This window comes from Silicimonas algicola (assembly GCF_003970735.1).
Classification (GTDB): Bacteria; Pseudomonadota; Alphaproteobacteria; order Rhodobacterales; family Rhodobacteraceae; genus Silicimonas; species Silicimonas algicola.
Map to the genome: position 1 here is coordinate 1282909 of NZ_CP034588.1, position 24057 is coordinate 1306965.

A 24057-nucleotide genomic window follows, 5' to 3' on the forward strand; every position below is an offset into this window, starting at 1 on the left:
GCCTCGCGGAAGACCCCGGTCCATTTCATCTTGCCGCAAATACGCATCTCCCCGCCATCGCCCCGGGCTTGCGCGCGAAAGCCGGGGCGATTACCTCGAAAGGGTCAAATCGGAAGGGCCAGCGGCATGTTCACCGGCATCGTGACCGACGTGGGCGAGATCCTCGACATGCGGCAGGAGGGCGACCTCCGCGTCCGTATCGGCACAGCATACGACATCGGGGGCATCGACATCGGGGCATCGATCGCCTGCGACGGCGTCTGTCTCACCGTGATCGACCTCGGCGCCACGCCGCGCGGCTGGTTCGACGTGCAGGCCTCGGCCGAGACGCTGTCGAAGACCTCCCTCGGCGACTGGACACCGGGCGCCCGCGTCAACCTGGAACGCGCGCTGAAGGTCGGCGACGAGATCGGCGGCCACATCGTCTCGGGTCACGTCGACGGCATCGCCCGCGTCGTCGGTATCCGCGACGAGGGCGACAGCACCCGCGTCACCTTCGAAGCGCCCGCGAGCCTCGCCCGCTTCATCGCGCCCAAGGGCTCGGTGGCCCTCAATGGCACCTCGCTGACCGTGAACGAGGTCGACGGCGCCCGCTTCGGCGTCAACCTCATTCCCCACACCAAGGAAGTCACGACCTGGGGCCGCGTCTCCGAAGGCGACGCCGTGAACCTCGAGGTGGACACGCTGGCCCGCTACGTCGCGCGGCTGGCCGAGGTCGCGGCATGACCATGCTCGGCCACAACCAGGGACCCACGATGGAGCCGGGCGGCGCATGGCGCCGCTATGCCTGGGGCAGGGCGCGGGCCGAGCTTCTGCCGAAGATGCCGCTCGAGGTCGTGCGCCGCCGCGTGAAGCGCGCCCGCGAACTCGGCCTCGACTACAAGTCCTACGCCGGCATTCGCGCCGCCACGGGACGCGACATCGTGGCTCTCCTCTTCTCGGACAATGCGCTCCGGATGCTGCGCGACGCCCGGATCGACCCCCGGCGCGAGGCGAAGCTGGCCGACCTCGACAGCGTCGACATCCTCGCCCTCCTGCACCTCCCCCACGACCCGCGCGAGGCGCTCGACCGCAACGCGATCCTCCTCGATGCCGACCGCGCCCCTGGCCTCGCCGAGACCTGGGGCGAGACGCGCCGCCGCATCCTCGACCTCGCCGGCCGCACCCCGCGCGACGCCATCGTCGTCGTGGGCGAGACCCACATCGAACGCGGCTGGGCCGAGACCGCGCGCCTCGCCGGCTACGTCCCCGCCGAGCGCTACTTCCCCTGACGTCCCGCACCCCCGCGCCCTCTGGCCAAGGCACGGGCCATCCGCTATGGCGTGCCCCATGAATTACGAGACCCCCGGACCCGTGGAAGACGGCTGGCGCGATGCGATTTCGACGATCGAGGAGATCATCGACGACGCCCGCAATGGCCGCATGTTCATCCTCGTCGACCACGAGGACCGCGAGAACGAGGGCGACCTCGTCATCCCCGCCCAGATGGCCACGCCCGAGGCGATCAACTTCATGGCCACCCACGGCCGCGGCCTGATCTGCCTGTCGCTTCCGGGCGAGCGCATCGATGCCTTGGGCCTACCGCTCATGGCCTCGCAGAACTCGTCGCGCCACGAGACCGCCTTCACCGTCTCCATCGAGGCGCGCGAGGGCGTGTCGACCGGCATCTCGGCCCATGACCGCGCCCGCACCGTCGCCGTCGCCATCGACGCCGCCAAGACCGCGCAGGACATCGCCACCCCCGGCCACGTCTTTCCCCTCCGCGCCCGCGACGGCGGCGTCCTCGTCCGCGCCGGCCATACCGAGGCCGCGGTCGACGTCGCCCGCCTCGCCGGCCTCAACCCCTCGGGCGTGATCTGCGAGATCATGAACGACGACGGCAGCATGTCGCGCCTGCCCGAGCTCGTCGCCTTCGCGCAGCGCCACGGCCTCAAGATCGGCACCATCTCCGACCTCATCTCCTACCGCCGCCGCCACGACAACCTCGTCCGCATCACGCGCGAGGAAACCGTGCGCGCCGAATTCGGCGGCGAATGGCAGATGCGCGTCTTCACCGACACCGCCCACGGCGACGAGCACATCGTCCTGACCAAGGGCGACATCCCCGGCGACGGACCCTGCCTCGTGCGGATGCACGCGATGGACCCGCTCCTCGACGTCGTGGGCCTCGGCCCCACCGGCCGCCGCGACGAGTTCGGCGACGCCATGACGCTCATCGCGCGTGAGGGCAGGGGCGTCCTCGTCCTCCTCCGCGACACCACGATGAAGCTCGTCCCGGGCGGCGCGGCCTCGCCCCAGACGCTGCGCCAATACGGCCTCGGCGCGCAGATCCTCTCCTCCCTCGGCCTCCACGAGATCGTGCTCCTGACCAACTCGCCCAGGCCCCGCATCGTCGGCCTCGACGCCTATGGCCTCTCCATCGTGGGCACCCGCCCCGTGACGGCCGACTGACATGGCCGGACAGTCGCACCACACGCTCGACCTTCCGGCCTTCGACGCCCCCGTCCGCGTCCTCATCGTCGTCGCCCCCTACTACAAGGACATCGCCGACGACCTCGTGACCGGAGCCCGCGCCACCCTCGACGCCGCAGGCGCCGAAGCCGAGGTGATCGAGGTTCCGGGCGCGCTCGAGGTCCCCGCCGCCATCGGCATCGCCCGCGCGGGTGGCTTCGACGGCTTCGTGGCGCTCGGCTGCGTCATCCGGGGCGAGACCACGCACTACGACACCGTCTGCAACGACTCGAGCCGCGCCCTGACCCTCCTCGGGCTCGAGGGCGCCTGCATCGGCAACGGCATCCTGACGGTCGAGACCTACGACCAGGCCGCCGTCCGCGCCGATCCCGCGGGCCAGAACAAGGGCGGGGGAGCAGCGGCCGCGGCCCTCCACCTCGTCGCCCTCACGCGCCGCTTCGCGAAGGCCCGCGCATGACCCGCACCACTCGCCAGATGAAAAGTGCGGCCCGCCTCTACGCCGTGCAGGCGCTCTTCCAGATGGAGCACTCGGGCCAGGCCGCGCCCCGCGTCCAGAAGGAGTTCGAGGATTTCCGCATCGGCGTCGAGATCGACGGGGACGAGATGGCCGAGGCCGACCTCGACCTCTTCCGCAAGCTGATCGACGACGCCGTCAACTGGCAGGGCCGCATCGACCAGATGACCGACCGCGCGCTCGTCGCCAAATGGCCCATCGCCCGCATCGACCCCACGCTGAGGGCGCTGTTCCGCGCCGCCGGAGCCGAACTCGTCGAGGGCGCCGCCCCGCCCCGCGTCATCATCACCGAATACGTCGACGTCGCCCACGCCTTCTTCCCCGAGGGCAAGGAGCCCAAATTCGTCAACGCCGTGCTGGACCACATGGCGCGGGAGGCGAAGGGGGAGATTTAGGGGGGAGCGTTGGCTTCCGAAGCTCTAGTAAGCGCAGTTGACAAGGACCAGCCGGGTTAGCGCGTCGATACCGAACGCGGTATCAAGGTCCAGGTCATGCGCGTCCAGCCACTTGGCCTGAAGGTCATAAGCCTCTGCTTCGCCTGCAGAAGCACAGGCCAGCCGTCGACCGGACAACGCCTGTGCATGATGGACGAGCTCGTGCACGATGACGGATTGGTCGACGGCGTCGGCAGGGTTCCAATACCTGCTCAGAAGAATGCGGTGCCGCGCTCTGTCGTAGAGCGCCACTGTATCGAGGGCCGTGCCGGGGCGCATGGCTTGGATGACGTCGCTGTCGACGCGGCACACCTGTGGCGGGGGCAGATCATCCTCAAAGCTGAGTTCGCCTCGCACCCAGTCCCACAGGTCCGCAAGGTCTGGTCCGGGTCCATGCTGTCGCAAATTGTCGGCAGGACATTCAGCGGCATACGGCTCGGCGATGAGCGGGGGTGCCACTGAGAATGACAGGGACATGAGAATAGCGGTCCGCGACGCAAGGGATACCATCAGATCTCTCCATCAAGTCTTTTGGTTTGCATGGGCGGAATGATGGGACGGCCCGGGCTGGCTGTCGTGATCGGTGGGTGAAATCTTCCTAAAAATGCGCTAATATTCTGCTGAAAATCATTCTTGGCTCCGCCATCTTCAGAGCTGCACGGCGATGCGCTATGTGTTCGCAAACTTTCTTCTCGACACGGCCACGTGCGAGTTGAAGCGCGGCCAAACACTCGTCGCGCTTCGTCCCAAATCGTATGACCTTCTCAACCTTCTCGTCGAAAGGGCAGGCAGCGTCGTCGGCAAGAACGCCCTGCAGGATGCGCTCTGGCCGGATGTCACCGTACAGGAAAACTCGCTTACGCAGTGCGTTGCAGACTTGCGCCGCAGACTTGGTGACGAGGAAGGCCACCTGATTCGGACCGTGCCGAAACGGGGATATATGTTCACTTCGAGCGTCACCCGCGAAGACGATTTGCGCGGACGCAGCAAGGTCCGCCCCCTTGGCGCGGCAGCAGGTCTATTGATCTTGGGCGCGCTGCTGTGGCTTAACCTGCTGCCGAAGTCGGAAGCGAATATTCCACCTACCAAGGAACCTCGAGTTCTTCTGGACACGAAGTCAACGGTTCTTGATCAGCCTCTGGTCTGGCCCGCGTCTTCGGCCCGGCTGATGGCCGGGATCACCGTCATCGCGCCGGGTGAGGCATCGGAATGGCACACTCATGCCGCCCCGCTTTTTGCCTATGTGATCTCCGGCGAGATCGTCACGGATTACGGCACCCCCGGAGAAAGACGCTACCGCGCCGGAGATGCACTGATCGAGGCGGTCGATTGGCCTCACCAGGCGCGCAACGTGGGAGCGGAGTGGGCCGAGGTCCTGTACGTTCTTGTTGGTTCGGACGATACGCCCTTGCGATCTTCCGCCGATATTCTTCCGGTCCGCTAGGTGCGTGCATGGTCTCCCCTGCCCACTGGTTCCGCCCCGCGCACGGTATACAGCGAGCGGCGTCGCAAGGTGGTTTCCGACCTCACGCTTGAGAAGCGGCCGGTCTGAAACCGGGACAGGCCAGCTTCCGGTTCCTAGCTTGATGTTGCCATCGACGCTGCAGCGAAGGACAGCTTCCCGCCCTGCTGAGACCCTGGTCCCACCCCCTACCGCCCATCCAACCCGCACCGACGCAATACCGACGCAATACCGACGTGATACCGATGGGACGTTTCTCTCGGAATCCAGACAAATCAGAGGGTTGACGACCCCCGCCCCGGGACGCCGACCCGGGCCCCGTAGCCTCAGCAGTTCGGCACGTTGACCGCCAGCCCGCCGAGCGCCGTTTCCTTGTATTTCTCGCTCATGTCGGCCCCGGTCTGGCGCATCGTCTCGATGGCCGCGTCCAGTGGAACAAGGTGGGATCCGTCCCCCCGCAGCGCCAGCGAGGCGGCCGAGACCGCCTTGATCGCCCCCAGTCCGTTGCGCTCGATGCAGGGCACCTGGACCAGCCCCCGCACCGGGTCGCAGGTCATCCCGAGGTGATGTTCCAAGGCGATTTCCGCAGCATTCTCAACCTGTTCCGGGCTACCCCCCAGAACGGCCGCCAGCCCCGCAGCCGCCATCGCCGCTGCCGATCCGACCTCCGCCTGGCACCCGCATTCGGCGCCCGAGATCGACGCGTTGAACTTGATCAGCCCCCCCACCGCCGCCGCCGTCAGCAGGAACTCCGGCACCCGCGCCTGCGACGCCCCCGGCACATGGTCGAGCCAGTAGCGGATCGTCGCCGGAATGACCCCCGCCGCCCCGTTGGTCGGAGCCGTAACCACTTGACCTCCCGCGGCATTTTCCTCGTTAACCGCCATGGCATAGGTCGAGATCCAGTCGTTGATGACATGCGGCGCCGTCAGGTTCCGCCCCCTCTCGGCCTCGAGCGCCCTGAGGATCGCCGGAGCCCTCCGCTTGACGTTCAGACCCCCCGGCAGCACCCCATCCGTGGCCAGCCCCCGGTCCATCGTCCCCTTCATCACCTCCCAAATCCGAGCCAGCCCCCGGTCCAGCGCCTCGGCCGTCCCGCGCGACATCTCGTTCGCCCGCTTCATCGCCGCGATGGACAGCCCCGACGCCCGGTTCATCTCCAGCATCTCTGCCGCCGAGCGGAACGGGTAGGGCACGGCCGGCCCGCGGTCGGTGTCGCCCCCGGACGCAAGCTCCTGTTCTGTCAGCACGAATCCGCCCCCGACCGAATAGTAGGTCTGCGCCAGGATCACGTCGCCCTGCGCGTCGGTGGCTCTCAGGATCAACCCGTTGGCATGGCCGGGCAGGGGAGGCCCGTAGTCGAACACGAGGTCCGACGCGGGGTCGAAGGCCAGCGCCGGCAGCCCCTCGGGCGTCACCGTCCGCTCCGCCGCCACGCGCGCCAACTCGCTCTCGGCCCGCTCCGCGTCATAGCTGTCGGGCCTGAACCCCGCGAGGCCGAGGATCGTCGCGCGATCCGTCGCATGGCCCACGCCCGTGAAGGCAAGCGAACCGTGAAGCGAGGCCCGGACGCCGAAAGGCGTGAAGGCCGAAGCGCGCAAGAGGTCGAGGAACCGTCCGGCCGCCACCATCGGCCCCATGGTGTGGGACGACGAGGGACCGACGCCCACCTTGAACATCTCGAAGACCGACAGGAACATGCGCCCAACAACGCCGCAAGACCCGGCGAAGGCAAGTCCCGCTGCGGCATGTTTCGCGCGATTTCCGCCCTTTGTCCCAGTTTCGGCCACAAAGCCGGGCTAGGGCGAGACAGGATTCAGGAAAGGTGGGATATGTCGATACTGGAAGAGGTGGCCGACGGCCTCGCCAAGCGGACGACCGAACTCATGGCGCGCACCGGAATAGACACGATCGAGAAGCGGATCGCCGACGAGATCGGCTCGTCCTCCCCGACGTTGCAGGAGACCTACCTGACCGCGATGCGCATTCGGAAGGCCGAGGCGCGGGGTCACAGGCTTCTCGACAAGTACGAGAAGGGCGATGCCATACCCAAGGCCGGCATCAGCTCGGCGCCTCAGGAAATGGGGCATTAGCCGTCAGCCGATAGTCTGCGCCAGCCAGACCAGAAGGACGCCAAGCGCTACCGCGCCGAGCCCGTAGGCCCGGCGCGTCTCGATCGGTATCTCCGTGATCATCCGGATCAGCTCTTCCAGCCGGTTCGGCAGAAGTGCCAGCACCAGACCCTCGAAGACAAGGACGAGCCCGATGCCGAGGAGGACGAGGGTCATGCCGCCGTCCTCCCTGCCGTCAGTTGCCGCCGAGCGTCACACCCGAGCCTGGAGCCGGCTGGGGTTCGGGGACAGAGGCCTCGTCCTCAGGCGCTGCTTCGGGCGACGTCTCGACAGCGGCAGGTGCGTCACTCGCACCGACGCCTGACGAAACGCCCGCGCTGTCGAGGAATTCGAAGAACTCGCTGTCCGGCGTGATGACGAGCGTCGAGTTGGAACCCTTGAGCGCGTTCTCGTACGCCGTCAGCGAACGATAAAAGCGAAAGAAGTCCTCGTCGGCGCCATAGGCTTCGGCGAAGATCCCGTTCCGTTCGCCGTCTGCCTCGCCTCGCACGATCTCGGCCTCGCGGGTCGCTTCGGAGACGATCTCGACCACGGTGCGGTCAGCCTGCGCCTGGACGCGCTGCGCCGCTTCGGCGCCCCGGGCGCGCTCGTCGGTCGCCTCGCGCTCGCGCTCGGCCCGCATCCGGTCGAACGTTGCGGCAAGGTTCTGCTCCGGCAGGTTGGTCTGCTTCAGCCTCACGTCGACCACGTCAAGTCCCAGGGCGGCTGCTTCCGCGTCGGCGTTGGCGCGGATGCGGTTCATCAGTTCGGCACGCTCGGAAGACAGGATGGTGTTCGACGTCACGCCCTCGGCACCGAGGACCGCACGGATCTCGTCGATGAGAATCGAGGCAAGACGATCCTCGGCCGACTCGAGACCGCCCAGGCCGACGGCCTGGCGGAACTGGATCACCGCGTCGTCGGTGTCCCCGATCCGATACCGCGCAAAGGCATCGACCACGAGGCGACGGTCATCGGATGGCGTGATCTCGATGGCGGGTGTGTCGAGAGACAGGATGCGGTCGTCGTAACGCACGACCTCCTGAATGAACGGGATCTTGAAACCCAGTCCGGGGTCGTTCTTGACCTGCTTGATCTGGCCGAACTGGAGGATCAGCGCCTTTTCCCGCTCTTCCACGATGAAGACCGAGGAAAGGGCGACGACGAGCAGAACGACGACGGCGGCAAGGGCTATGGTAAGCCTGTTCATGTCAGTTTCCTCCGCCGTCGGCAGGCGCGTTGCGGCGCAGTTCGTTCAGCGGCAAGTATGGCACGACGCCCTCCCCACCACTTACGTTCTCGTCGAGGATGATCTTGTCGACGTCGCCAAGCACCTTTTCGAGCGTCTCGATGTAAAGGCGGCGGCGCGTCACGTCCGGGGCCTGCTGATACTCGTTCAGGACGGCGAGGAAGCGACTCGCCTCGCCCAGAGCGTCGTTCACGACCTGGGCGCGATAGCCCTCTGCGTCCTCGAGCACCTGCGCGGATTGACCCCGCGCCTCGGCAAGGACGCGGTTTGCATAGGCGTCCGCCTGGCGTTCAAGCCGGTCGCGTTCCTGCTCTGCGGCCTGCACGTCGCGGAAAGCGTCGATGACCTCGTTCGGAGGGTCGGCCTTGTTGAGGTTGACGCGAACGACGTTGATCCCGGCCTGATAGCTGTCCAGCGTCGCCTGGATCAATTCCTTCGCGCGCTGTGCGGTCAGCGCGCGGTCGCGGTTCAGGAGAGGCGCCAGTTCAGATCCCGCCACGATCTCGCGCATGGCGGATTCGGAAACCGCGCGCACTGTCTCGGGGCCGTCGCGAAGGTTGAAGAGGTACTCGGCAGGATTGGTGATGTTCCAGACCACCTGGAAGTCGATATCGACGATATTTTCGTCGGTGGTCAGCATCAGGCCATCGTCGCCGTCGCGGCCCATTCCGATGTCTTCGGATTGTTCGCGGGTGACAGGTATGACCTCGTAGGTGACCAATGGCCAGGGCGCGAAGTTGAGGCCGGGATCGCCGATCCCGCTTTGCTCGCCGAGGAACAGTTCGACCGATCTTTCTTCCGGCCGAACGGTGTAGAACGAGGCGAAGGCCCAGACCGCCAGCAGCGCCAGAGCGCCGAGGCCGATGGTCCCCTTCGAGAGGCCCGGTCCGTCGCCGCCGCGATTTCCGCCGCCGCGACCGCCCATGAGCACCTTCAGGCGCTCCTGTCCGCGCTTCATGATTTCGTCGATCTCGGGAATTTGCGGGCTGTCCCTGTCGGGCCGCCGCGGGCCGCGATCGTCGCCGCCGCCGCCGCCCCAGGGTCCGCCATTCTTACCGGCCATGCGTGGTCCTTTGTCCGTTTTCTGTCCTTGACGTGCTACCTGATCGTTCCAGCATTGATTTTCAAGCTGTTCTGACGGGAGCGTACATCGTCACCAGTTCCTCGGAAATGGTCGGGTGAACCGCCACGGTACGGTCGAAGTCCTCTTTCGTCAGCCCCGCCTTGACCGCGATGCCGACCATCTGGATCAACTCGCCCGCGCCGTCCGCGACGATGTGGCACCCCAGGACCTTCCGGCTGGCCTTCGAGACGACGAGTTTCATCAGCACTCGGTGCGGTCGTCCCGCGAAGGCCGACTTCATCGGGCGAAACGAGGTGCAGTAGACTTCGATCTCTTCCTGGTCGCGCGCCTGCTCCTCGGTCAGCCCCACGGTCCCCAGTTCCGGCTGCGTGAACACGGCAGACGGGACGAGGTCGTGATCCGGCTTCGTCGGATTGTCCTTGAAGACCGTTTCGGTGAAGGCCGCGCCTTCTCGGATCGCCACGGGGGTCAACTGAATGCGATCGGTCACGTCGCCGATGGCCCAGATCGACGGGACCGCCGTGCGGCTGTAGTCGTCGACCTCGATCGCGCCGCGGCGGTTCACCTTGACGCCCAGTTCCTCGAGTCCGAGGCCCTTCACGTTCGGTTGGCGGCCCGTGGCGAAGAGAACGTTGTCGAAAACCTGTTCCTTCCCGTTCGTCGCCTTGACCCATACGGGCTTGCCTGCTTCGGACGAGGGGTCGGTCTCGGGCTCCGGTCCGAGGCCCGAAGACCCTCCGAATTCCACCGGCGCGCCCATCTCGGCCGGACCCGACGGACGCGACGCGGCCGGACACATCTCGACGATGTTCGTGCCGAGGTGCAGATCGATGCCCTGCTCGCGCATGGCCTCGGCCAAAAGTCCTCGCGCCTCTTCGTCGAAGCCCCGCAGGATCTGCGCGCCGCGATAGAACTGCGTCACCTCGACGCCGAGACCGTTCAGGATGCAGGCGAACTCGCAGGCGATGTAGCCACCGCCGATGATGAGAAGGGACTTCGGAAGCTCTTCGAGAAGGAAGATGTCGTCCGACACCAGTCCCAATTCGGCGTTCTGCATGTCGGGCCGGACCGGATGGCCGCCCGTGGCGATGAGGATGTGCTTCGCCGTGATCGTCGCGCCCGTATCCAGCTCGACCTCGTTGGGCCCTGTCACCCTTGCCCGCGCATCGTGGATGACGACGTCGTTTCTCTCGAGGATGCCGCGATAGATCTGCTCGAGCCGGTCGAGCTCGGAGTGGAGCCGCGCGCGGAAGACGGGCCAGGCGAAGGTGCCGGGTTCGGCCGACCAGCCGTATTCATGGGCAAGCTTGACCTGCTCGCGGAACTCGGAGGCGAAGACCATCAGCTTCTTCGGCACGCAGCCGCGGATGACGCAGGTGCCCCCCATCCGGCTGTCCTCGGCCAGCGCGACGCGGGCGCCCGTTTCCGCTGCCGTGCGTGCTGCACGCACCCCGCCCGAGCCACCGCCGATGACGAAAAGATCGACGTCGAAGGCCATCAGTCGGCAATGTCGACGAACACGTTGTCCGTCGCCACCTCGTGGACCATCCGCCCGGTTTCGCCCGAGTTGATGTCGCGGGTCTCGACAGTGCCGTCGCCATGCCCGATCACGATGACGTCGCAGATGTCGATGAAGAGCCCGTTCTCGACCACGCCCGGCACCTGGTTCAGGATCAGCGCCAACTGCCGCGCATTGCCGATGCGGCCGAGGTGCAGGTCCAGGATGTGGTTGCCTTCGTCGGTGCGGAAGAGCGTGCCGTCCTTCATCCGCGGCACGGCCTTGTTGCCCATGACGTCCAGCCCCTCGAGCATTTCCTCTAGCAGCATCTTGGTCGTGTTCATGCCGAAGCCGACGACCTCGACGGGAAGGGGGAAGGCGCCCAGCTTCTCGACCCGTTTCGTCGCGTCCGCGATGACGATCATCCTGTCCGAGGCTGTCGCGACGATCTTCTCCTGCAGAAGAGCCCCGCCGCCGCCCTTGATGAGGTTCAGTTCGGCGTCGCACTCGTCCGCCCCGTCGATGGTCAGGTCGAGCCAGCGCGCCTCGTCGAGCGTGGCCACCGGTACGCCGACTTCCCGCGCGAGGGCGGCCGTGGACGAGGACGTCGGCACACCGACGATCTGCAAGCCTTCGTCGCGCACCCGCTCGCCAAGGCGCCGGACAAGCCAGGCCGCCGTCGATCCGGTGCCGAGGCCTACCTTCATGCCGCCCTCGACGTAGGTCGCGGCCTGCCGGGCGGCGGCATACTTCGCAATCTCCTGGGGGGACGTGGGACCGGTCATCTGCGCTCTCCGAAAGGTTCGCCAGACTTATAGGTAACTTGCGCATCGAGGGCGAGAGGGAAGGGCGAGGAAAATCCCCTCGCCAGGCGTAAGGGGAGTTGATACATGACGCCCCGGATGCGGGTGTGGCGAAACTGGTAGACGCACCAGATTTAGGTTCTGGCGCCGCAAGGCGTGGGGGTTCAAGTCCCTCCACCCGCACCATATTATAATCAAAAAGAAAATTTGGCTACAGCCCAGAAGAGCCGAGGGTGCGAGACTGCTACTGCTACAATTCTGCTACAGTCCGGTTCACGCCTGTAGCACGATGACATTTGACAAGCGAAGTGAACATTCGCAAAGATTTTGGACGAGATTTGTGATACACGATGAGCCATAGGAGCCATGCATGTTTCAGTACGAAGCCGTAAAGATCGTCGGAATGGACGCCGACAAAACAAGAACCTACGATGATAACGACTTGTTAGGAGTCCATCTTACACTGACGCGGGCACCTGATCGTCAGTGGATGGAAGACTTCAACGCCACTTGGCACAGTCACAGCCTAGGTCTTTTGAGGTCTGCTTCGATCAAAGACGGTGGGCTATTCATTCAATGTCTGCCGGACGAATTGGAGAACGAATACATGCCGCGTCTTCGAAAGGTTGTATCGGAAGTCGATGAACGTCAGCGGCTCACTGCGATGCGGGCCCACGAAGCCGCAGAGGCCAAATCTAAGGCGGACGTAAAGCAGCGATCCGAAATTTCGGAACTCGCAAAACGAATTAACAAGACGTAGCGCCTCGCATCGTACGCGCGACAAGCATCCTGTGCGCACGCTCTTCACCGTCAAAGCCGAAGACCTCCCAGACTTCGTAGAAGGCGGTGTTTGCCCCGTCAGGGGATCTGATGGCGGTGTTTGCGCTGGAACTTGAACTCTTTGCTCCTGCCCCAAGTTATTGTAGTAATGCAAAAAATTCGAATTTCGGAAGCGACTTTGCTTCTAACACAGAATCGCTAAAGTAGTGCACGTCATGTCCCATTCTCATGCACATTTTGGAAGAGGTCCTGCGAGTTGAAACACAAGACGATTGACTTAGCGTCCGAGGTTAAGCGCGCTGCGTTGCCCGATGGTCTCCACGGCTTTCTTTTCCCCATGTACGAAGGGATCTCAAACGCCCTTCACTCAATTGAAGACCGTTGGGAAGATGAGCTTGAAGAAAAGGGCCGCTTGGATGTGATTTTCAACGAACTCAAGCACGAGTTGGTAGTGGCCGACAACGGCAACGGGTTCGATGAAGGCAACTTATCGGCCTTTCTCACGCCATTGACCGGCAATAAGTACGATCGCGGCGGCAAGGGTTTTGGACGGTTCATGGCCTTCAAGGTCTACACAAAAGTTTTTTACTCCTGCGCTCAGAAGCAAGCCGATGGTACTATGACCAAAGGCTGTTATCGGTACGATCCATTCTCGGAGAATGACAACCTGATTGTCGTCAAGGAGACAGACGGCGCTGGTGCGCATCGCTATGACTCGGGCGTCACGATCTTGCTGCAGTCACCCAAAGCCGATTTCGAAGACTTCTTCATCTTGGAAGGGAAGGAACGCAAGCTCCACCACACTGCCGAAGACATCGTGTCTGCCGTACTGGATCATTTTCTGATCGATTTCATCCAAAAGAAAGTCCCGAAGCACTTCACCCTTTCGATCCAAGGGGCAGAGTTCAATCTATACAAGTACTTCCAAGAATCGCTTACAGTGGCAGGCAAGCGAACAGAGGAGTTGCGTATCGGAACGGAGACTGTCACATTCACATTCGACTACTTCAAGGTTGGTGAAGAGCACGCGAAGAAGCACCGCTTGTATTTCTATGCCAACAACCGGGCCGCTAGTGAGCTGGAAAATATTTCTTCAGGCCTCAACCCCAAGCCCTTCACTGAAAGCAACGGCGATGAAGAAGAGAGCTACTATTATCTAGTCGCCGTATCGAGCGACTTCTTGAAATCGTCTCAGTCACGCGACCGCATTACCAATCTCCATGGCAGAGTCGAGTATAACAAGTCTAAGAAATCAATTAAAGATCACCTTATTTCAATTGCCAAAGCGCATATCTTGGACCTTGAGCAAGGCTACACAACACGCCGAAGAACGAAGATGAAGGCTGAAGTTGATCACCTAATTGCGATTGATCCCCTGTTGCGTCGGGGCCTTGCAGGAAAGACGACCGAAGAGTTTGTGAGGAAACGAGGCATTACCGAAACCCGCGAACAATTGGCGCAGGACCTATTTGTTGAACGTTTCCGCCAGAAGTTTGATTTTACAAAGCTGGACAAGGACACAAGTATCGAAGACCTTGTTCACATAGTCCGAAACAAGATTCCCGAGGACGCAAAGGAAGCTCTTGCGGTTTATGTTGCATATCGGAACCACGTCATCCAAATCTTTCGTCAACTTCTCAATCGCGATGAAGATGGTCTTGCGACAGAAGACAAGGTCCATCAGCTAATCTACCCACGCTATCGCGATAGTGAACAAACCGATTACTCGTCTCATAACCTCTGGCTGATTGATGACGATTTGGCCTATGCCCGGTACATATCGAGCGACCGTACTCCCGAAGGAAACGCGCGCAAGAAGGGTGAATATGCACACGATCTGCTCATAAACAACGAGAATGAGCTTATGGTTGTCGAAATGAAACGCCCTCAGAAAAAGGATTACGACGGCGCGAGGGAAAGCGACACGAAGAACCCAGTAGATCAACTCAAGACTCAGATTTTGGATATCCGTGAGCGAGGCAAGGTTAAGACGTCCGGCGGGAGAGAGGTTGTCATTGACCCCGCTTCGATGGTTCGCGGATATATCCTTGCAGATTGGAACGATAAATTAGAACGCTACCTAAGATACGAGGACTTCATCCTGACCAATCTTGGCGGTCAAATGGCGTACCGCTATTACAAGGAACTAAATCTGATTATTGAGGTCTTGGCGTTCGACCGGCTGGTAGACCGGGCCAGCAATCGCAATGAGGCGTTTGTGAAGATGTTAGAAGGGCAGTCGAACTATGATCGGAAGCCCAAGACCGCGCTTTCCGCCGCTGAGTAGTGATGAAGGGATCATTTGCTTTACGCTCACCGTCGCCAAGACTGCTACTTTGGCGGAGCTAGGAACCAGACTGGTAATACGCCTTGGACGCATTCTTCGCGATACTTCTGTTCGGCCTTGTCGCGTTCGGGGTCTGGTACGTCGAGTCCCCCGGCTTCAAGGGTGCGGTCGGAGAGAACCGGGTCAATGCCGGTCTTCGAAGGCATCTGTCGGAAGAGTACCAGATCTTCGCTGACCTGACCCTTCCGTCACGCGGCGGCACAACGCAAATTGATCATGTTGTGGTCTCCCGGTTCGGTGTCTTCGTGATCGAGACGAAGAACATGAAGGGCTGGATCTTCGGTAGCGCTGATCAGGCGAGTTGGACGCAGATTATCCACGGGCACAAGACGCGGTTTCAGAACCCGCTCCGCCAGAACTACAAGCATGTGAAGGCGGTCGAAGAGGTGCTGGGAATAGACGGGCGTCGGGTACACAACCTCGTCATCTTCGCGGGCTCCGCCGAACCTCGAACGTCCATGCCTCTGGATGTCTCATGGAATGTGCAGGAGCTTGTTGGGTCTATCCTGTCCCGGCGACAGGTCCTTCTTGATGAAGGTCAGGTCGCTGCTATTTCAGCGAAGCTTTCCAGCCAGAACTTTCAGGCAAGTAAGGATAGCAAGCGAGCGCACATCCAAAACGTGAAGCAGTCAGCGGTCAGTTGTCCAAAGTGCAGATCGAAGCTCGAAGTACGGGTTAACAGACGGTCAGGGAACCAGTTTCTTGGGTGCTCCCAATACCCGAAATGCGATGGAACGCGGCCCCTGTGAAGCAGCTATGCAGCGCGTTCTATGGCGCTGCCAAGTCCGGCGCGAGAATCTGAATCTACTAAGAGCCGATCTAGCGTCCGATAGGAAAAGACGGGTTACCCACGGGTCCCTGTAGCGGCTGCGGAGCCGCCCCCTGTCGCGCTACGCGGCTAAGAATCCGTTCACATTGGCGCATACACCTACTGCGCGTGCCGGGCACCCCCAGAGGGTACCTCCCCTGCGGGTCCCCTGCCTCGTTACAAGCATGATCGGCTTCGCGCTAACGCGCGCACCCTAAAGCAGGACAGCCTGTCAGCGCCTCTCTCCGAGCCTGTGAAGACACGTGCGGCGTACGCGTCAGGCGTCATTGTCAGGCTGATAGTTGAAAGGGTGAGCGCGCGTTAGCGCGGCATTGGCGGTCCCGCTGACGCGGGCTTGGTATAGAGGGACATACTGACCGATGGCAGGCGGTCAGCTTCCTACAAGCAACAGGATGTTCAGCCAGAAGGCTGTGAGGGCGAGGGAGTAGAGACGTAGGAGCATGGTATATGCCCGCGTCAGCGGGCACCTTCTGCGTTGATAGTATGGCCCGCGTCAGCGGGCGCGGCAGGCTGATACACGCCAGCGCGTTCAAGCATCTGTCGAACAGAACCCGGATTGTAGACCTGCCCACTAGGTGCGTGATGCCCGAGCTTCCCTAGTTCTTCCGCGATATCGCGCAGGGAACGCCGCTGACCGGTCTTCGGGCTGCGCCTATAGAGACGACGGGCTTCCTGTATAGTCGCGTCAGGGACAGGCTTCCTGCCCTCGCAGGCCCGTCCTAGGGCGGCGCTACGGCGCTTCCTAGCCCCACGCAGACGGGCGACAAGCTGCTTGCGTTCGAATGCGCTGATCGCCCCGAGGATATCACGGACCAGTTCCGCCGTAGGCGTCTCTTCCGTGAAATAGTCGGGAGCAGTTGTCGGTATCAGTTCGACGCCGTGTTCCTTGAGCATACGATGTCCGAGGGTCTGCACGATAGGATCACGGGCAAAGCGGTCAGGGGACTCGCATAGGATCACGCGGGTACCGTTGGCGAGTACGGCGTCCAACAGCGCCAGCATGCCGGGGCGCTCGTCAATCGGATCAGCGCCGGATACGGCTGCGTCATAGAAGGTGCTTTCAATGATGTATCCGTTCGCGTCAGCGAAGGCCTCGATAGCAGCGGCCTGCCGTTTGTCGGAGTCCTTATCCGGGCCGGTGTTTGCGGCGCTTGAGGTGCGCATGTAGGCGAAGGCAGCGATCTTCTTAGCACTCATATCCGTTTTGCTAACTGAGGTTAGCCCTTCTTAGCGATTCTATTCCTAAGAAAAGTAACACTCTTCGGCGCGGATTTCAGCCCTGAATTTCGGAAACAATGGAGTTTGGTGCGGTTTTGACGCTGCCTTGAATCGTTAGTGCGGCACGCCGTCCGCCCTGTTGAGTTCGCGCGCAATCGCGATGGTTGAGGCATGCCAACATTTTTGCACATTTCGTTCACTATTTGGACGTTAAGTGCTTTTTTGCTATAACGAGGAGATCTTTGGCGATGATCGTGCGGCGGGCGGTGAAAGGGGGTTTTGTGAGCACTCGGGAATGACCGCTATGTGGACAAAGCAGACTTGGCCATTTCCGCAGAGGGCGCCCCTTCCTCCAGCCTTGGGCCATTCCGACAATCCAATCGTGAGCGGGACCGCCTGCCGCGCCATTGCAAAAGTTCAAGGAAACGGCGCGGTCTATTCCATAGAAACCAAAATTCCTCCGCAATCGTTACAACGGTCCATCTCACGGAAAATCTCATCGATCGCGGGCTCTTTGGCGAAAAAAGTCGTGCCGTCCCTCAGTTGAAACCCTACCCAGAGACTGTGTGATTGTGATACAAAAACAACGTTTCCTTCGTTCAAGACGCGTATTGCTTCGTTCCACGATATTGTGTTTTCCTGTTCCCAATCTTGATTTTCTGACACCTGCTCTGCACACGCTGCGAGCAGGAAAACTGCCAGTAGCGATCGAAACAGTAGTTGCATCACACTCACGCTCCAATTTGGCTGGACCGTCATCGATTCACTGAGTCCTTCCCATTCGGTACCCTCATTTGTGCCAGCAGTTGTCCTTGGGCCTTACTCGCTGACAGAGCTTTCAACCATCTAAGTCACCCTCGTCCTTGGACGCCTTCTTGATTATACGAAGATAGCCAATAGGGACGTCAAGAATTTTTTCCGAATTCCAGAATTCTACAACCACGACCATATCTGTGCGATCAAATGTGTGAATAATTCTGCCACGCTGACCGGAGCAAGCTTCCTCGAAGTCAGTAGAAAGCTCCACCTCGTCATATAAACCGAAGATGCTCATTTTGCGGAAAAACCCTGCAGTCAATCTGAAAACTCTGAACCTAGTACAATTTTGGAACACAAAGTCAACAGGCGCAAATAAGATCGCCAAAAACGTGGAAAATGATCTGGGTGATTGTGCCGGCCAGGCAAGCGGTCGTTCGTGAGTGGTGCAGCGTCGGTCAAAGAGGGCTCAAAGCTGCCGTTCGCTGCGGGTGCAGCGTTGCCGGTGTGCCTGAAGGTCTGCTATGCGGACAGAGCGGACGTCATCAGTACCAGTTGACTGTCAAAGCTTTGAGACGACAGACCGACCACGAACCATCTCCCAGAAATCCGCTTCTGACAGATTCAACTGATCATCATCAAGCAGTGAATACAGCTCGAATGTCGAGCTTCTACCATGGTAGTTAATACCCATGGCGTTACCTTCGAAAATGCAGTGCGCCTTACTAGCAAGCTGCTTTCTGAGGGTCTTTTCTACCGCTTCGCGATCCCATGTCGGTGTCTCTCTGTAAAAGGAGAATACAAGCGGCGGCAGTTCGCTTATCGGAATTTCTCTCTTTCGAGTTTTCACCAGCGTTCATCTCGCCTTCATGCCGTCATTTCTTGGTAACATCAGTCCCGAACGTTGTCACTCTGGGCTCATAGCAGACGTTCGCCTCACGTGAAGCCCGCTGACGCGGGCAAGTATATGCGGCGGCGTCACAGGTGTTCAAGGCACCACGTATGATGTCGGGGCGGCCCGCTGCACGATCGCTGCGCCGTAGGCTTAAGGGACCATGGTCCCGCTGACGCGGAGTTATGACGCGGGATACTGTACCGGGTCGGCAGCGTCATAGGTTGCCGCTCTAACTGTGTAAGCCCGCGTCAGCGGGCATGGCGGCGGCGTCACAGGTGGTCGTTCTATCAATTCTAACCGCGTGCGGTGCCGGGTTGGGGCGGTGCGCGGGGAGACGGGCTTGATTTGCGGGGAGTTGGGCGGATTCTGCGGGGAGTCGCGCGCGACACCCGCAAGATTTTCTCCCTAAAGATCAGTAACTTGACTGACATTTGCGGGGAGTGCGGAGAGTCGCGGCGCGAACGCGGAGGGCCGTGGAAAAAGATTCATTCTACCCTTTCAAAAGAATCTTTTTCTTCTCTGCTAAAAGAACCGCACTGACTCTCCGCACTCCCCGCAAGTGTCATTCAAGTATTTGTTTTCGTTCAGTAAAAAGTTGCGGGGAGTCGTGCCCAACTCCCCGCACGACTCCCCGCAAATCGCTGCGCACTCCCCGCAAATTACCCGCAGAGGCTCTTGAAGTCGGACCCGTCAGGGTCCGTGATCCACTTGGAAGAACCGGGCGCACGCATCTTGAGGCAATAGAAGTTGCATTTGCGGTGCGAGTCATAACCCACGTCAAACCCAATCTCTACCGTCACGAAGCCCGATCCCGCCTGACGGCGGGCCAATCGCGGCTTCTTGGCGAAGTTTTCGAAGCGACGACCGACGCGCTGAGGGTTGGAGTAAATGCCATCCACATAGTCCCACCCGTTGATCAGGATCGGCACCGGGTCAAGGTCCTTAGGACCATTGTTCAGAATGCCCATGATCGTGGGTTCCAACTTCCCGGTAACGTAGAACGTCTGTCCCGGCGAATACTCAGAAAGTGTGCTTGCCAATGTCTCAAGGCCATCCTCTTCGGCGTCCGTCGCAACCTCGCGAAGTTCGGCCTCATTGGTGTAGAAGCCTTCAATTCCAGCGTCACGGAGAACGCCACCGATACTCTCCAACCACTCGTCAAAGCCACCCTTGCGCAAGTCGCCTGCAAGCGGCTCGCGCCCCTTCGCGATCCAGTTCTGTATCAGGGTAAGACACGCCCAGACGATACGCGGACGGTTCTCCAGAACCCAACGCTTCAGATTGGCATGACGCCAGCCGCCACGCGTTTCAGGGCGCGCCATGCGTGCATCAAGTGCGATTAGGGTCATGCGGCGGATAAGCTCGTCAGACATGTTGACGTTGTTACCGGTGATAAGCCATGTTACTCTCACCTCGATTTCATCCACAGCACTGGCGTCGTTTTTGCCAAGCACGCGGGCATCAATCACGCCCTGTGCCAGTGCCATCGCCAGATCGTCGGAATCGAGATTGTCGGGAATATTGTCGAAGCAGAGATAAGATGCGCCGGAGCGCAGCTTGGCAATGATCGTCTTCCCGATCTCTTCCTTTCGCTTCGGGATCGTCATCATCGTGGCGTTCTTCCCGGTCCAGATGAGAGACGTGACGTCGAGAAGAAGCCCGGCACCAGTCCCCGGCGCAGGCTTGTTGACCAAGTGTCCCGGCGTCGGTCCATCGATCATGTCTCGCATGAAAGGGAGAACCACCATTCCAACGGTATTGGCGTAGGACGCGCTTTTTCCGTTCTCGATATCTTCTCGCGGCAGGCCGTCGAACGGAAAATCGCCGAAAACCTCAAGGAAGTGTTTGCGGCACTGGTCCAACTCATCATCAGTAGGTCTCGCGCTGACGCGCGGAACCTCAAATCCGGGCGGCAAGGCAAGGTAGGTCTTCGATCCCTCATGGTATCCCGGATTACTCACAAGGGCGCCGCCAGAGTCGAAGAAGGGTGTCGTCGCGATAACGCGCAGCGGCAGCGTGTACTTATCCAAGCTCTGATGATGGATGTTCTTTACCACATCATACGGCGGCGCGGTGCTGACCGTCTCACCGCCAGTCGATTTCTCGTACTTTACTTCGCGCGTAATAACTTCCGACAGACCGTCATAGGTCAGTGCCTTAACGGTAACGCTTCCGTCAGGGCGGCTACGCAGTTCGACCGGTTGTTCAAGGTAGCCAAAAAGGAAAGGGTCCGCTTCATTGGCTGTATTCAGGACACGCTTTGTCTCAGACACCAAGAACTCAAAACCGGAATCGATGTTCAGAACGCCATGCTTCTTGCGGCGTTTTTCTTTCTTGGCCTGCTTCCAGAGCTTGTTGACTTCGCGCTTGCCGAGCTTTGTATGCTTGACGATTACTTCCGTGATCGCACTCTGCATGCTCATGTCCGCGCCGTTCTTGGCCCATTTGGTGAGGTGCACCAACATTTCGGCGTCCGAGTTGTCGCCGAACGTGGCCGCGACTAGCAAAGGGTCGTCGGGTTGCGGTTCGTCTTCCAGTTCGGAGTCTTCTGCGGCCAAGTAATACGCATCATCATCCAATACGGATTCCTCGAACCAATTCTGGTCGAGCATTTCCTTGATGAATTCGAGCTTGTTGCGACTGGCGCACGCATCGTGGCGGCAGAATACGGTCCAGTACCCGTGTTCGGTTTCATCCGGGTTACGGGCCATGGTGCCGGTGCCGCCAGTGGAAGAGTGCTCATGTTCGAACGGGCATTCAATATGGCAGGTGCCAATGCGCTCGCCGCCCGCGACGCGGAGCTTGTCTTGGCAGTGATCTTCAAGGACGTCCACGACAAGGAAACGTTCCTTGTTTGTGGAATGCCAGTCGTTCAGCTTCCGCCCTGCAGGCGTCAGAAAAGTCTCCCGCTCCACGACCTCTTCAGTGCCCGCCGTGAAAGCATTGTCATCGCGGTTGTGTAGGTACGCGTTTTTGGAGTGCGGCGCGATATCTTCGAAGCGCAGCGGACGACCCCGGATGACCGCACAATAGGCGTCCGTACCTTTAGGGTGACGAGGCGTGAAGAAGAGACGGTTGACGTCACAACAGGTCGCGTCGAAGGTCACGCCTAGCGTATTCACGGCGAAACCTGTCACGGCGTCGGCCCACTTGTCCTTATATTGTGCCAAGGACAGAGCGAGGCGTTTCAGTTCGACCGGCTCCCAGAGAGGGACGATGACGCGGAATTTTTCCAGCGGCGGCGTCTTTACGATAGTGCGGAGCCCGTCAGCGGTTTGCTTACGGGCGTCCGTTACCTCGATTTGATCAATGAAGGACTCGTCGTAACGATCCTTGTGATGCGCGCGAAGATATTCCTGAACATGAATACGTGTGAGCGGGACTTTCAAGTCTAGCTTCCGAATGATGTCGTCATGTTTAAGCTCGATCACTTCCTTGCCGTCATTGTAGGAGGTGTAGACAAAGGCGAAGATGTCTTTGTCTAGGAGTGTGTCTATCACGCTGCCGAGCGTAGGCCCGGAGTCGATGTCGAGGCAGATTGCCTGCATCGTGGCGATGGCGCTATCCTTGCGCGCGCCGCCCAAGGCTTCGGCGAAGACAACAGACGCACCTTCCTTATGCTTGGAGGCGACGTGGTTCGAGAACCCTTTGTCAAGCCAATCCCCCCACGTCATGGTGACCGCTTTCCAGTCCCCGTCGCGTGTATTCCGGCGATCCCCTTGCCCGTACATGTCCCCTTTCATGAAGGTGGCGTTACGGCAGAGTAGGTCTTGCATTTCCTCGTTATCGTCGCCGAGGATTTCTGCGTCGTTCAGATACTGGAATTCTTCGCTATCGTTCGCGTCGCCGGTATCCAGCGCGTCAATTACGTCTTCGTTTTCAAGCGACTCTTGCGCCAGCAAGCCGTCTTGCACAGTGGGCATTACGATTTTGGAATGTACATTCTTACTCATATTCTCCAGTCTCTTTCGGCCCCTTGAGGCCATAGGTAATCGTTCGCGGAAAACCGCGTTGGATTGGTTGCTGTTGTTTAGGTGCATCTTTGCTGGGATACACCGATGGACCACTGGTCCGCTGGTTGCTACGTAGCCTCGAATCGAATCGGAGTCAAGCTCCCAGTTCGGATGGTCTACAAAAAAGTCAAGAACTTTGTGACATTCTGAGATAATTTGGCACATGACGCGCCTAACTATCTGTCATAAAAGTACTTTTTGCCCTCCGTAGTGGCTTGCACTCTGTCGGCTATGATGGTAGAAGAGGGACGCTGGGATACAGATAGGCGGCGTGCGGGATTTTCAGTCTCCCGTGCGTCGCCTTCTTCTCCCGACATCAGGACGTCAGGAAGCCTTCGTACAGCGCACCTCTAGTGTCGTGTCGAGAAGGCGGGAAAAAACCCGAATAATCCCTCTCACCCGGTCGCTCCAAGATGTAGCTGAGCACTTCTTCGACTATGAAGCGGGCATCGGGTTCCGCGCATCGAAGTTCCAGCGCGATCCGCACGCCAGCGTCGTCGTGAGCTTCGACCCGCCAATTCGAGTCTTCATGATCACTTCTCAGTACACAGGGTAAGTCTATGAAGTCGATTTCCTCTGTCTTATAGAAGACGCCGGTTCTAGAAATGCGGTAGAAATTCATTGGTAGTGCCTGATCCATTGAGACAGAAGGTCCCCGTCTAGCGTCAAGGTCGGATCGTTCTGACCCGCATCCCCTTTGCGCCATACCGTGACCGTTCCTCGTGCGACGGACTGACATCCGGCTATACGCAGTGCGAGTACTGTTGCCGCTCCCCCGTGTTTCTTTCGCAGAGCGTCCGCGTTCACGTAGCAGTGCGGCACATTGAATAGCCGAATTTCGGTATCGATTGCTTCAGCGAGCATCAGAACGGCTGGCAGGTCGTCGCTGAATGCCACGGCTTCGGCGAAGGCACCGAGCGGCCCGAGCGGCCCTTCATCGCCCAATTCTAGCCCGAGGGCACCGCGCATCCCACACAAGAGGGCAGCCCTCTGCGGAACGGAAAGATCGTCGTACATATTATGCCTTCATAGTTCGTCTCCGGTCGGGGCAGAGTGAGTGGGGGTTATCGGGTAAGCTTTGTCTAGTTTTCGGTTTGGTCTTGAGCGCGCTCACGCGCGCGGGCGATCGCATAGGATTCAACCGCCCCTGCTGTATCCGTCGCATTATTGGAGCCATGATCGCGGACGCCTTCACAGTGCCCACAAAGCCCGAAGATCGAAGCGCAATGAAGTCGCCGAACCAGTTCATAGCGGCCACCATCAACATCCGGCTCCCGGTTCACCTTATCGTCGGACTCGCCATCAATCTGATCGATGTCGTACGAGCTTACGCGCGTTAGCGCGGCACTCAGCGTGTCGGCAGTTTTGCTCAAAGACCTAAGAATGCCCTCAAGCCTGCGGGACTCCGCATTCTCAAGATCGCGCACGAGTTCCCGAAGACGGGCGGACTCCTCGCGACACACGAAAATGACTGCTTGAATGGTAGTTGGGCTAGTCATTACAGCGGCACCAAGAAAGGCGCGTTAAGGCCAATTCTGTATCGAATGTTAGATCAGCCTTTTCCTCCACAGGGGCTCTGACAGATGCCCGAT

At 60.4% G+C, this 24057-nt stretch carries 24 protein-coding genes and 1 tRNA gene; 11 read left to right on the forward strand and 14 right to left on the reverse strand.

The window, feature by feature from the left end; all coding sequences use genetic code 11:
- Positions 1-126: 126 nt before the first annotated feature.
- The 5 genes from EF888_RS06420 to nusB are packed head-to-tail and all read left to right on the forward strand — an operon-like array spanning position 127 to position 3381.
- Positions 127-726, forward strand: coding sequence for a riboflavin synthase (locus EF888_RS06420; RefSeq protein ID WP_109760282.1), 600 nt, complete (start codon positions 127-129; stop codon positions 724-726).
- Positions 723-1271, forward strand: a complete 549-nt coding sequence (locus EF888_RS06425; RefSeq protein WP_126918521.1) for a hypothetical protein — start codon at positions 723-725, stop codon at positions 1269-1271. Before EF888_RS06420 ends, EF888_RS06425 begins: the two co-directional genes overlap by 4 nt.
- 58 nt (positions 1272-1329) lie before the next feature.
- A complete protein-coding gene (gene ribB, locus EF888_RS06430; protein WP_206508449.1) occupies positions 1330-2451 on the forward strand; it encodes a 3,4-dihydroxy-2-butanone-4-phosphate synthase in 1122 nt (373 codons plus the stop codon).
- 1 nt (position 2452) lies between these two features.
- On the forward strand, positions 2453-2929 hold the full coding sequence (locus tag EF888_RS06435) for a 6,7-dimethyl-8-ribityllumazine synthase (protein ID WP_109760279.1): 477 nt from the start codon (positions 2453-2455) through the stop codon (positions 2927-2929).
- Entirely contained in the window at positions 2926-3381 is a 456-nt protein-coding gene (gene nusB / locus EF888_RS06440; protein ID WP_109760278.1) for a transcription antitermination factor NusB, read from the forward strand. The genes EF888_RS06435 and nusB overlap by 4 nt, the downstream gene beginning before the upstream one ends.
- A 24-nt stretch (positions 3382-3405) precedes the next feature.
- On the opposite strand, the gene EF888_RS06445 is transcribed toward nusB, so the two are convergent.
- Positions 3406-3930 (reverse strand): DUF6647 family protein, encoded by a 525-nt coding sequence (locus EF888_RS06445; protein WP_109760277.1) that lies wholly within the window; start codon positions 3928-3930, stop codon positions 3406-3408.
- Positions 3931-4084: 154 nt separating this feature from the next.
- On the opposite strand from EF888_RS06445, the gene EF888_RS06450 reads away from it, so the two are divergent.
- The gene (locus EF888_RS06450; protein ID WP_109760276.1) at positions 4085-4864 is read left to right on the forward strand and encodes a winged helix-turn-helix domain-containing protein; all 780 of its coding nucleotides are present in this window, start codon (positions 4085-4087) and stop codon (positions 4862-4864) included.
- Positions 4865-5208: 344 nt separating this feature from the next.
- On the opposite strand, the gene EF888_RS06455 is transcribed toward EF888_RS06450, so the two are convergent.
- Positions 5209-6582, reverse strand: a complete 1374-nt coding sequence (locus tag EF888_RS06455) for an L-serine ammonia-lyase (RefSeq protein ID WP_109760275.1) — start codon at positions 6580-6582, stop codon at positions 5209-5211.
- A 132-nt stretch (positions 6583-6714) separates the two neighbouring features.
- Between EF888_RS06455 and EF888_RS06460 the strand changes: the two genes are divergently transcribed.
- Positions 6715-6975, forward strand: coding sequence for a hypothetical protein (locus EF888_RS06460; protein ID WP_109760274.1), 261 nt, complete (start codon positions 6715-6717; stop codon positions 6973-6975).
- A gap of 3 nt (positions 6976-6978) precedes the next feature.
- On the opposite strand, the gene EF888_RS06465 is transcribed toward EF888_RS06460, so the two are convergent.
- From EF888_RS06465 to rpiA, 5 genes are all read right to left on the reverse strand, one after another.
- Positions 6979-7170 (reverse strand): DUF2065 domain-containing protein, encoded by a 192-nt coding sequence (locus EF888_RS06465; protein WP_109760273.1) that lies wholly within the window; start codon positions 7168-7170, stop codon positions 6979-6981.
- 19 nt (positions 7171-7189) lie between these two features.
- Positions 7190-8203, reverse strand: coding sequence for a protease modulator HflC (gene hflC, locus EF888_RS06470; RefSeq protein WP_109760272.1), 1014 nt, complete (start codon positions 8201-8203; stop codon positions 7190-7192).
- Between the two features lies 1 nt (position 8204).
- Entirely contained in the window at positions 8205-9305 is a 1101-nt protein-coding gene (hflK, locus tag EF888_RS06475) for an FtsH protease activity modulator HflK (protein WP_109760271.1), read from the reverse strand.
- A gap of 61 nt (positions 9306-9366) precedes the next feature.
- Positions 9367-10827 carry an FAD-dependent oxidoreductase gene (locus EF888_RS06480; protein WP_109760319.1) on the reverse strand — a complete coding sequence of 487 codons (1461 nt, stop codon included), beginning with the start codon at positions 10825-10827 and terminating at the stop codon, positions 9367-9369.
- The gene (rpiA, locus tag EF888_RS06485) at positions 10824-11609 is read right to left on the reverse strand and encodes a ribose-5-phosphate isomerase RpiA (RefSeq protein WP_109760270.1); all 786 of its coding nucleotides are present in this window, start codon (positions 11607-11609) and stop codon (positions 10824-10826) included. Before rpiA ends, EF888_RS06480 begins: the two co-directional genes overlap by 4 nt.
- 119 nt (positions 11610-11728) lie before the next feature.
- On the opposite strand from rpiA, the gene EF888_RS06490 reads away from it, so the two are divergent.
- The 4 genes from EF888_RS06490 to EF888_RS06505 all read left to right on the forward strand — a co-directional run bounded on the left by EF888_RS06490 (position 11729) and on the right by EF888_RS06505 (position 15503).
- A tRNA-Leu gene (locus tag EF888_RS06490) sits at positions 11729-11813 on the forward strand.
- Between the two features lie 184 nt (positions 11814-11997).
- Positions 11998-12387: a hypothetical protein gene (locus EF888_RS06495; protein WP_109760269.1), complete on the forward strand. Its 390-nt coding sequence runs from the start codon at positions 11998-12000 to the stop codon at positions 12385-12387.
- A gap of 276 nt (positions 12388-12663) precedes the next feature.
- On the forward strand, positions 12664-14694 hold the full coding sequence (locus EF888_RS06500; RefSeq protein WP_241239822.1) for an ATP-binding protein: 2031 nt from the start codon (positions 12664-12666) through the stop codon (positions 14692-14694).
- An 83-nt stretch (positions 14695-14777) separates the two neighbouring features.
- Positions 14778-15503, forward strand: coding sequence for a nuclease-related domain-containing protein (locus EF888_RS06505; RefSeq protein ID WP_109760317.1), 726 nt, complete (start codon positions 14778-14780; stop codon positions 15501-15503).
- Positions 15504-16039: 536 nt separating this feature from the next.
- Here the strand turns inward: EF888_RS06505 and EF888_RS06510 are convergent.
- From EF888_RS06510 to EF888_RS06535, 7 genes are all read right to left on the reverse strand, one after another.
- Positions 16040-16780 carry a recombinase family protein gene (locus EF888_RS06510; RefSeq protein ID WP_109760268.1) on the reverse strand — a complete coding sequence of 247 codons (741 nt, stop codon included), beginning with the start codon at positions 16778-16780 and terminating at the stop codon, positions 16040-16042.
- Between the two features lie 456 nt (positions 16781-17236).
- Entirely contained in the window at positions 17237-17560 is a 324-nt protein-coding gene (locus tag EF888_RS21725) for a hypothetical protein (protein ID WP_146203006.1), read from the reverse strand.
- Positions 17561-17639: 79 nt separating this feature from the next.
- The gene (locus tag EF888_RS06515) at positions 17640-17855 is read right to left on the reverse strand and encodes a hypothetical protein (RefSeq protein WP_109760267.1); all 216 of its coding nucleotides are present in this window, start codon (positions 17853-17855) and stop codon (positions 17640-17642) included.
- 264 nt (positions 17856-18119) lie between these two features.
- Positions 18120-18407 carry a hypothetical protein gene (locus tag EF888_RS06520; protein WP_126918522.1) on the reverse strand — a complete coding sequence of 96 codons (288 nt, stop codon included), beginning with the start codon at positions 18405-18407 and terminating at the stop codon, positions 18120-18122.
- Between the two features lie 704 nt (positions 18408-19111).
- Positions 19112-22405, reverse strand: a complete 3294-nt coding sequence (locus tag EF888_RS06525) for a hypothetical protein (protein ID WP_109760266.1) — start codon at positions 22403-22405, stop codon at positions 19112-19114.
- Positions 22406-23083: 678 nt separating this feature from the next.
- Entirely contained in the window at positions 23084-23482 is a 399-nt protein-coding gene (locus EF888_RS06530) for a hypothetical protein (RefSeq protein ID WP_109760264.1), read from the reverse strand.
- A gap of 65 nt (positions 23483-23547) precedes the next feature.
- Complete coding sequence (locus EF888_RS06535; RefSeq protein WP_164721597.1) at positions 23548-23838, reverse strand: hypothetical protein; 291 nt, start codon at positions 23836-23838, stop codon at positions 23548-23550.
- Positions 23839-24057 lie beyond the last annotated feature (219 nt).

Coding starts and splice junctions, on each gene's coding strand:
- EF888_RS06420 (WP_109760282.1), top strand. CDS start 127: ATGTTCACCGGCATCGTGACCGACGTGGGCGAGATCCTCGACATGCGG.
- EF888_RS06425 (WP_126918521.1), top strand. CDS start 723: ATGACCATGCTCGGCCACAACCAGGGACCCACGATGGAGCCGGGCGGC.
- ribB (WP_206508449.1), top strand. CDS start 1,330: ATGAATTACGAGACCCCCGGACCCGTGGAAGACGGCTGGCGCGATGCG.
- EF888_RS06435 (WP_109760279.1), top strand. CDS start 2,453: ATGGCCGGACAGTCGCACCACACGCTCGACCTTCCGGCCTTCGACGCC.
- nusB (WP_109760278.1), top strand. CDS start 2,926: ATGACCCGCACCACTCGCCAGATGAAAAGTGCGGCCCGCCTCTACGCC.
- EF888_RS06445 (WP_109760277.1), bottom strand. CDS start 3,930: ATGGTATCCCTTGCGTCGCGGACCGCTATTCTCATGTCCCTGTCATTC.
- EF888_RS06450 (WP_109760276.1), top strand. CDS start 4,085: ATGCGCTATGTGTTCGCAAACTTTCTTCTCGACACGGCCACGTGCGAG.
- EF888_RS06455 (WP_109760275.1), bottom strand. CDS start 6,582: ATGTTCCTGTCGGTCTTCGAGATGTTCAAGGTGGGCGTCGGTCCCTCG.
- EF888_RS06460 (WP_109760274.1), top strand. CDS start 6,715: ATGTCGATACTGGAAGAGGTGGCCGACGGCCTCGCCAAGCGGACGACC.
- EF888_RS06465 (WP_109760273.1), bottom strand. CDS start 7,170: ATGACCCTCGTCCTCCTCGGCATCGGGCTCGTCCTTGTCTTCGAGGGT.
- hflC (WP_109760272.1), bottom strand. CDS start 8,203: ATGAACAGGCTTACCATAGCCCTTGCCGCCGTCGTCGTTCTGCTCGTC.
- hflK (WP_109760271.1), bottom strand. CDS start 9,305: ATGGCCGGTAAGAATGGCGGACCCTGGGGCGGCGGCGGCGGCGACGAT.
- rpiA (WP_109760270.1), bottom strand. CDS start 11,609: ATGACCGGTCCCACGTCCCCCCAGGAGATTGCGAAGTATGCCGCCGCC.
- EF888_RS06495 (WP_109760269.1), top strand. CDS start 11,998: ATGTTTCAGTACGAAGCCGTAAAGATCGTCGGAATGGACGCCGACAAA.
- EF888_RS06510 (WP_109760268.1), bottom strand. CDS start 16,780: ATGAGTGCTAAGAAGATCGCTGCCTTCGCCTACATGCGCACCTCAAGC.
- EF888_RS21725 (WP_146203006.1), bottom strand. CDS start 17,560: ATGACGGTCCAGCCAAATTGGAGCGTGAGTGTGATGCAACTACTGTTT.
- EF888_RS06515 (WP_109760267.1), bottom strand. CDS start 17,855: ATGAGCATCTTCGGTTTATATGACGAGGTGGAGCTTTCTACTGACTTC.
- EF888_RS06525 (WP_109760266.1), bottom strand. CDS start 22,405: ATGAGTAAGAATGTACATTCCAAAATCGTAATGCCCACTGTGCAAGAC.
- EF888_RS06530 (WP_109760264.1), bottom strand. CDS start 23,482: ATGTACGACGATCTTTCCGTTCCGCAGAGGGCTGCCCTCTTGTGTGGG.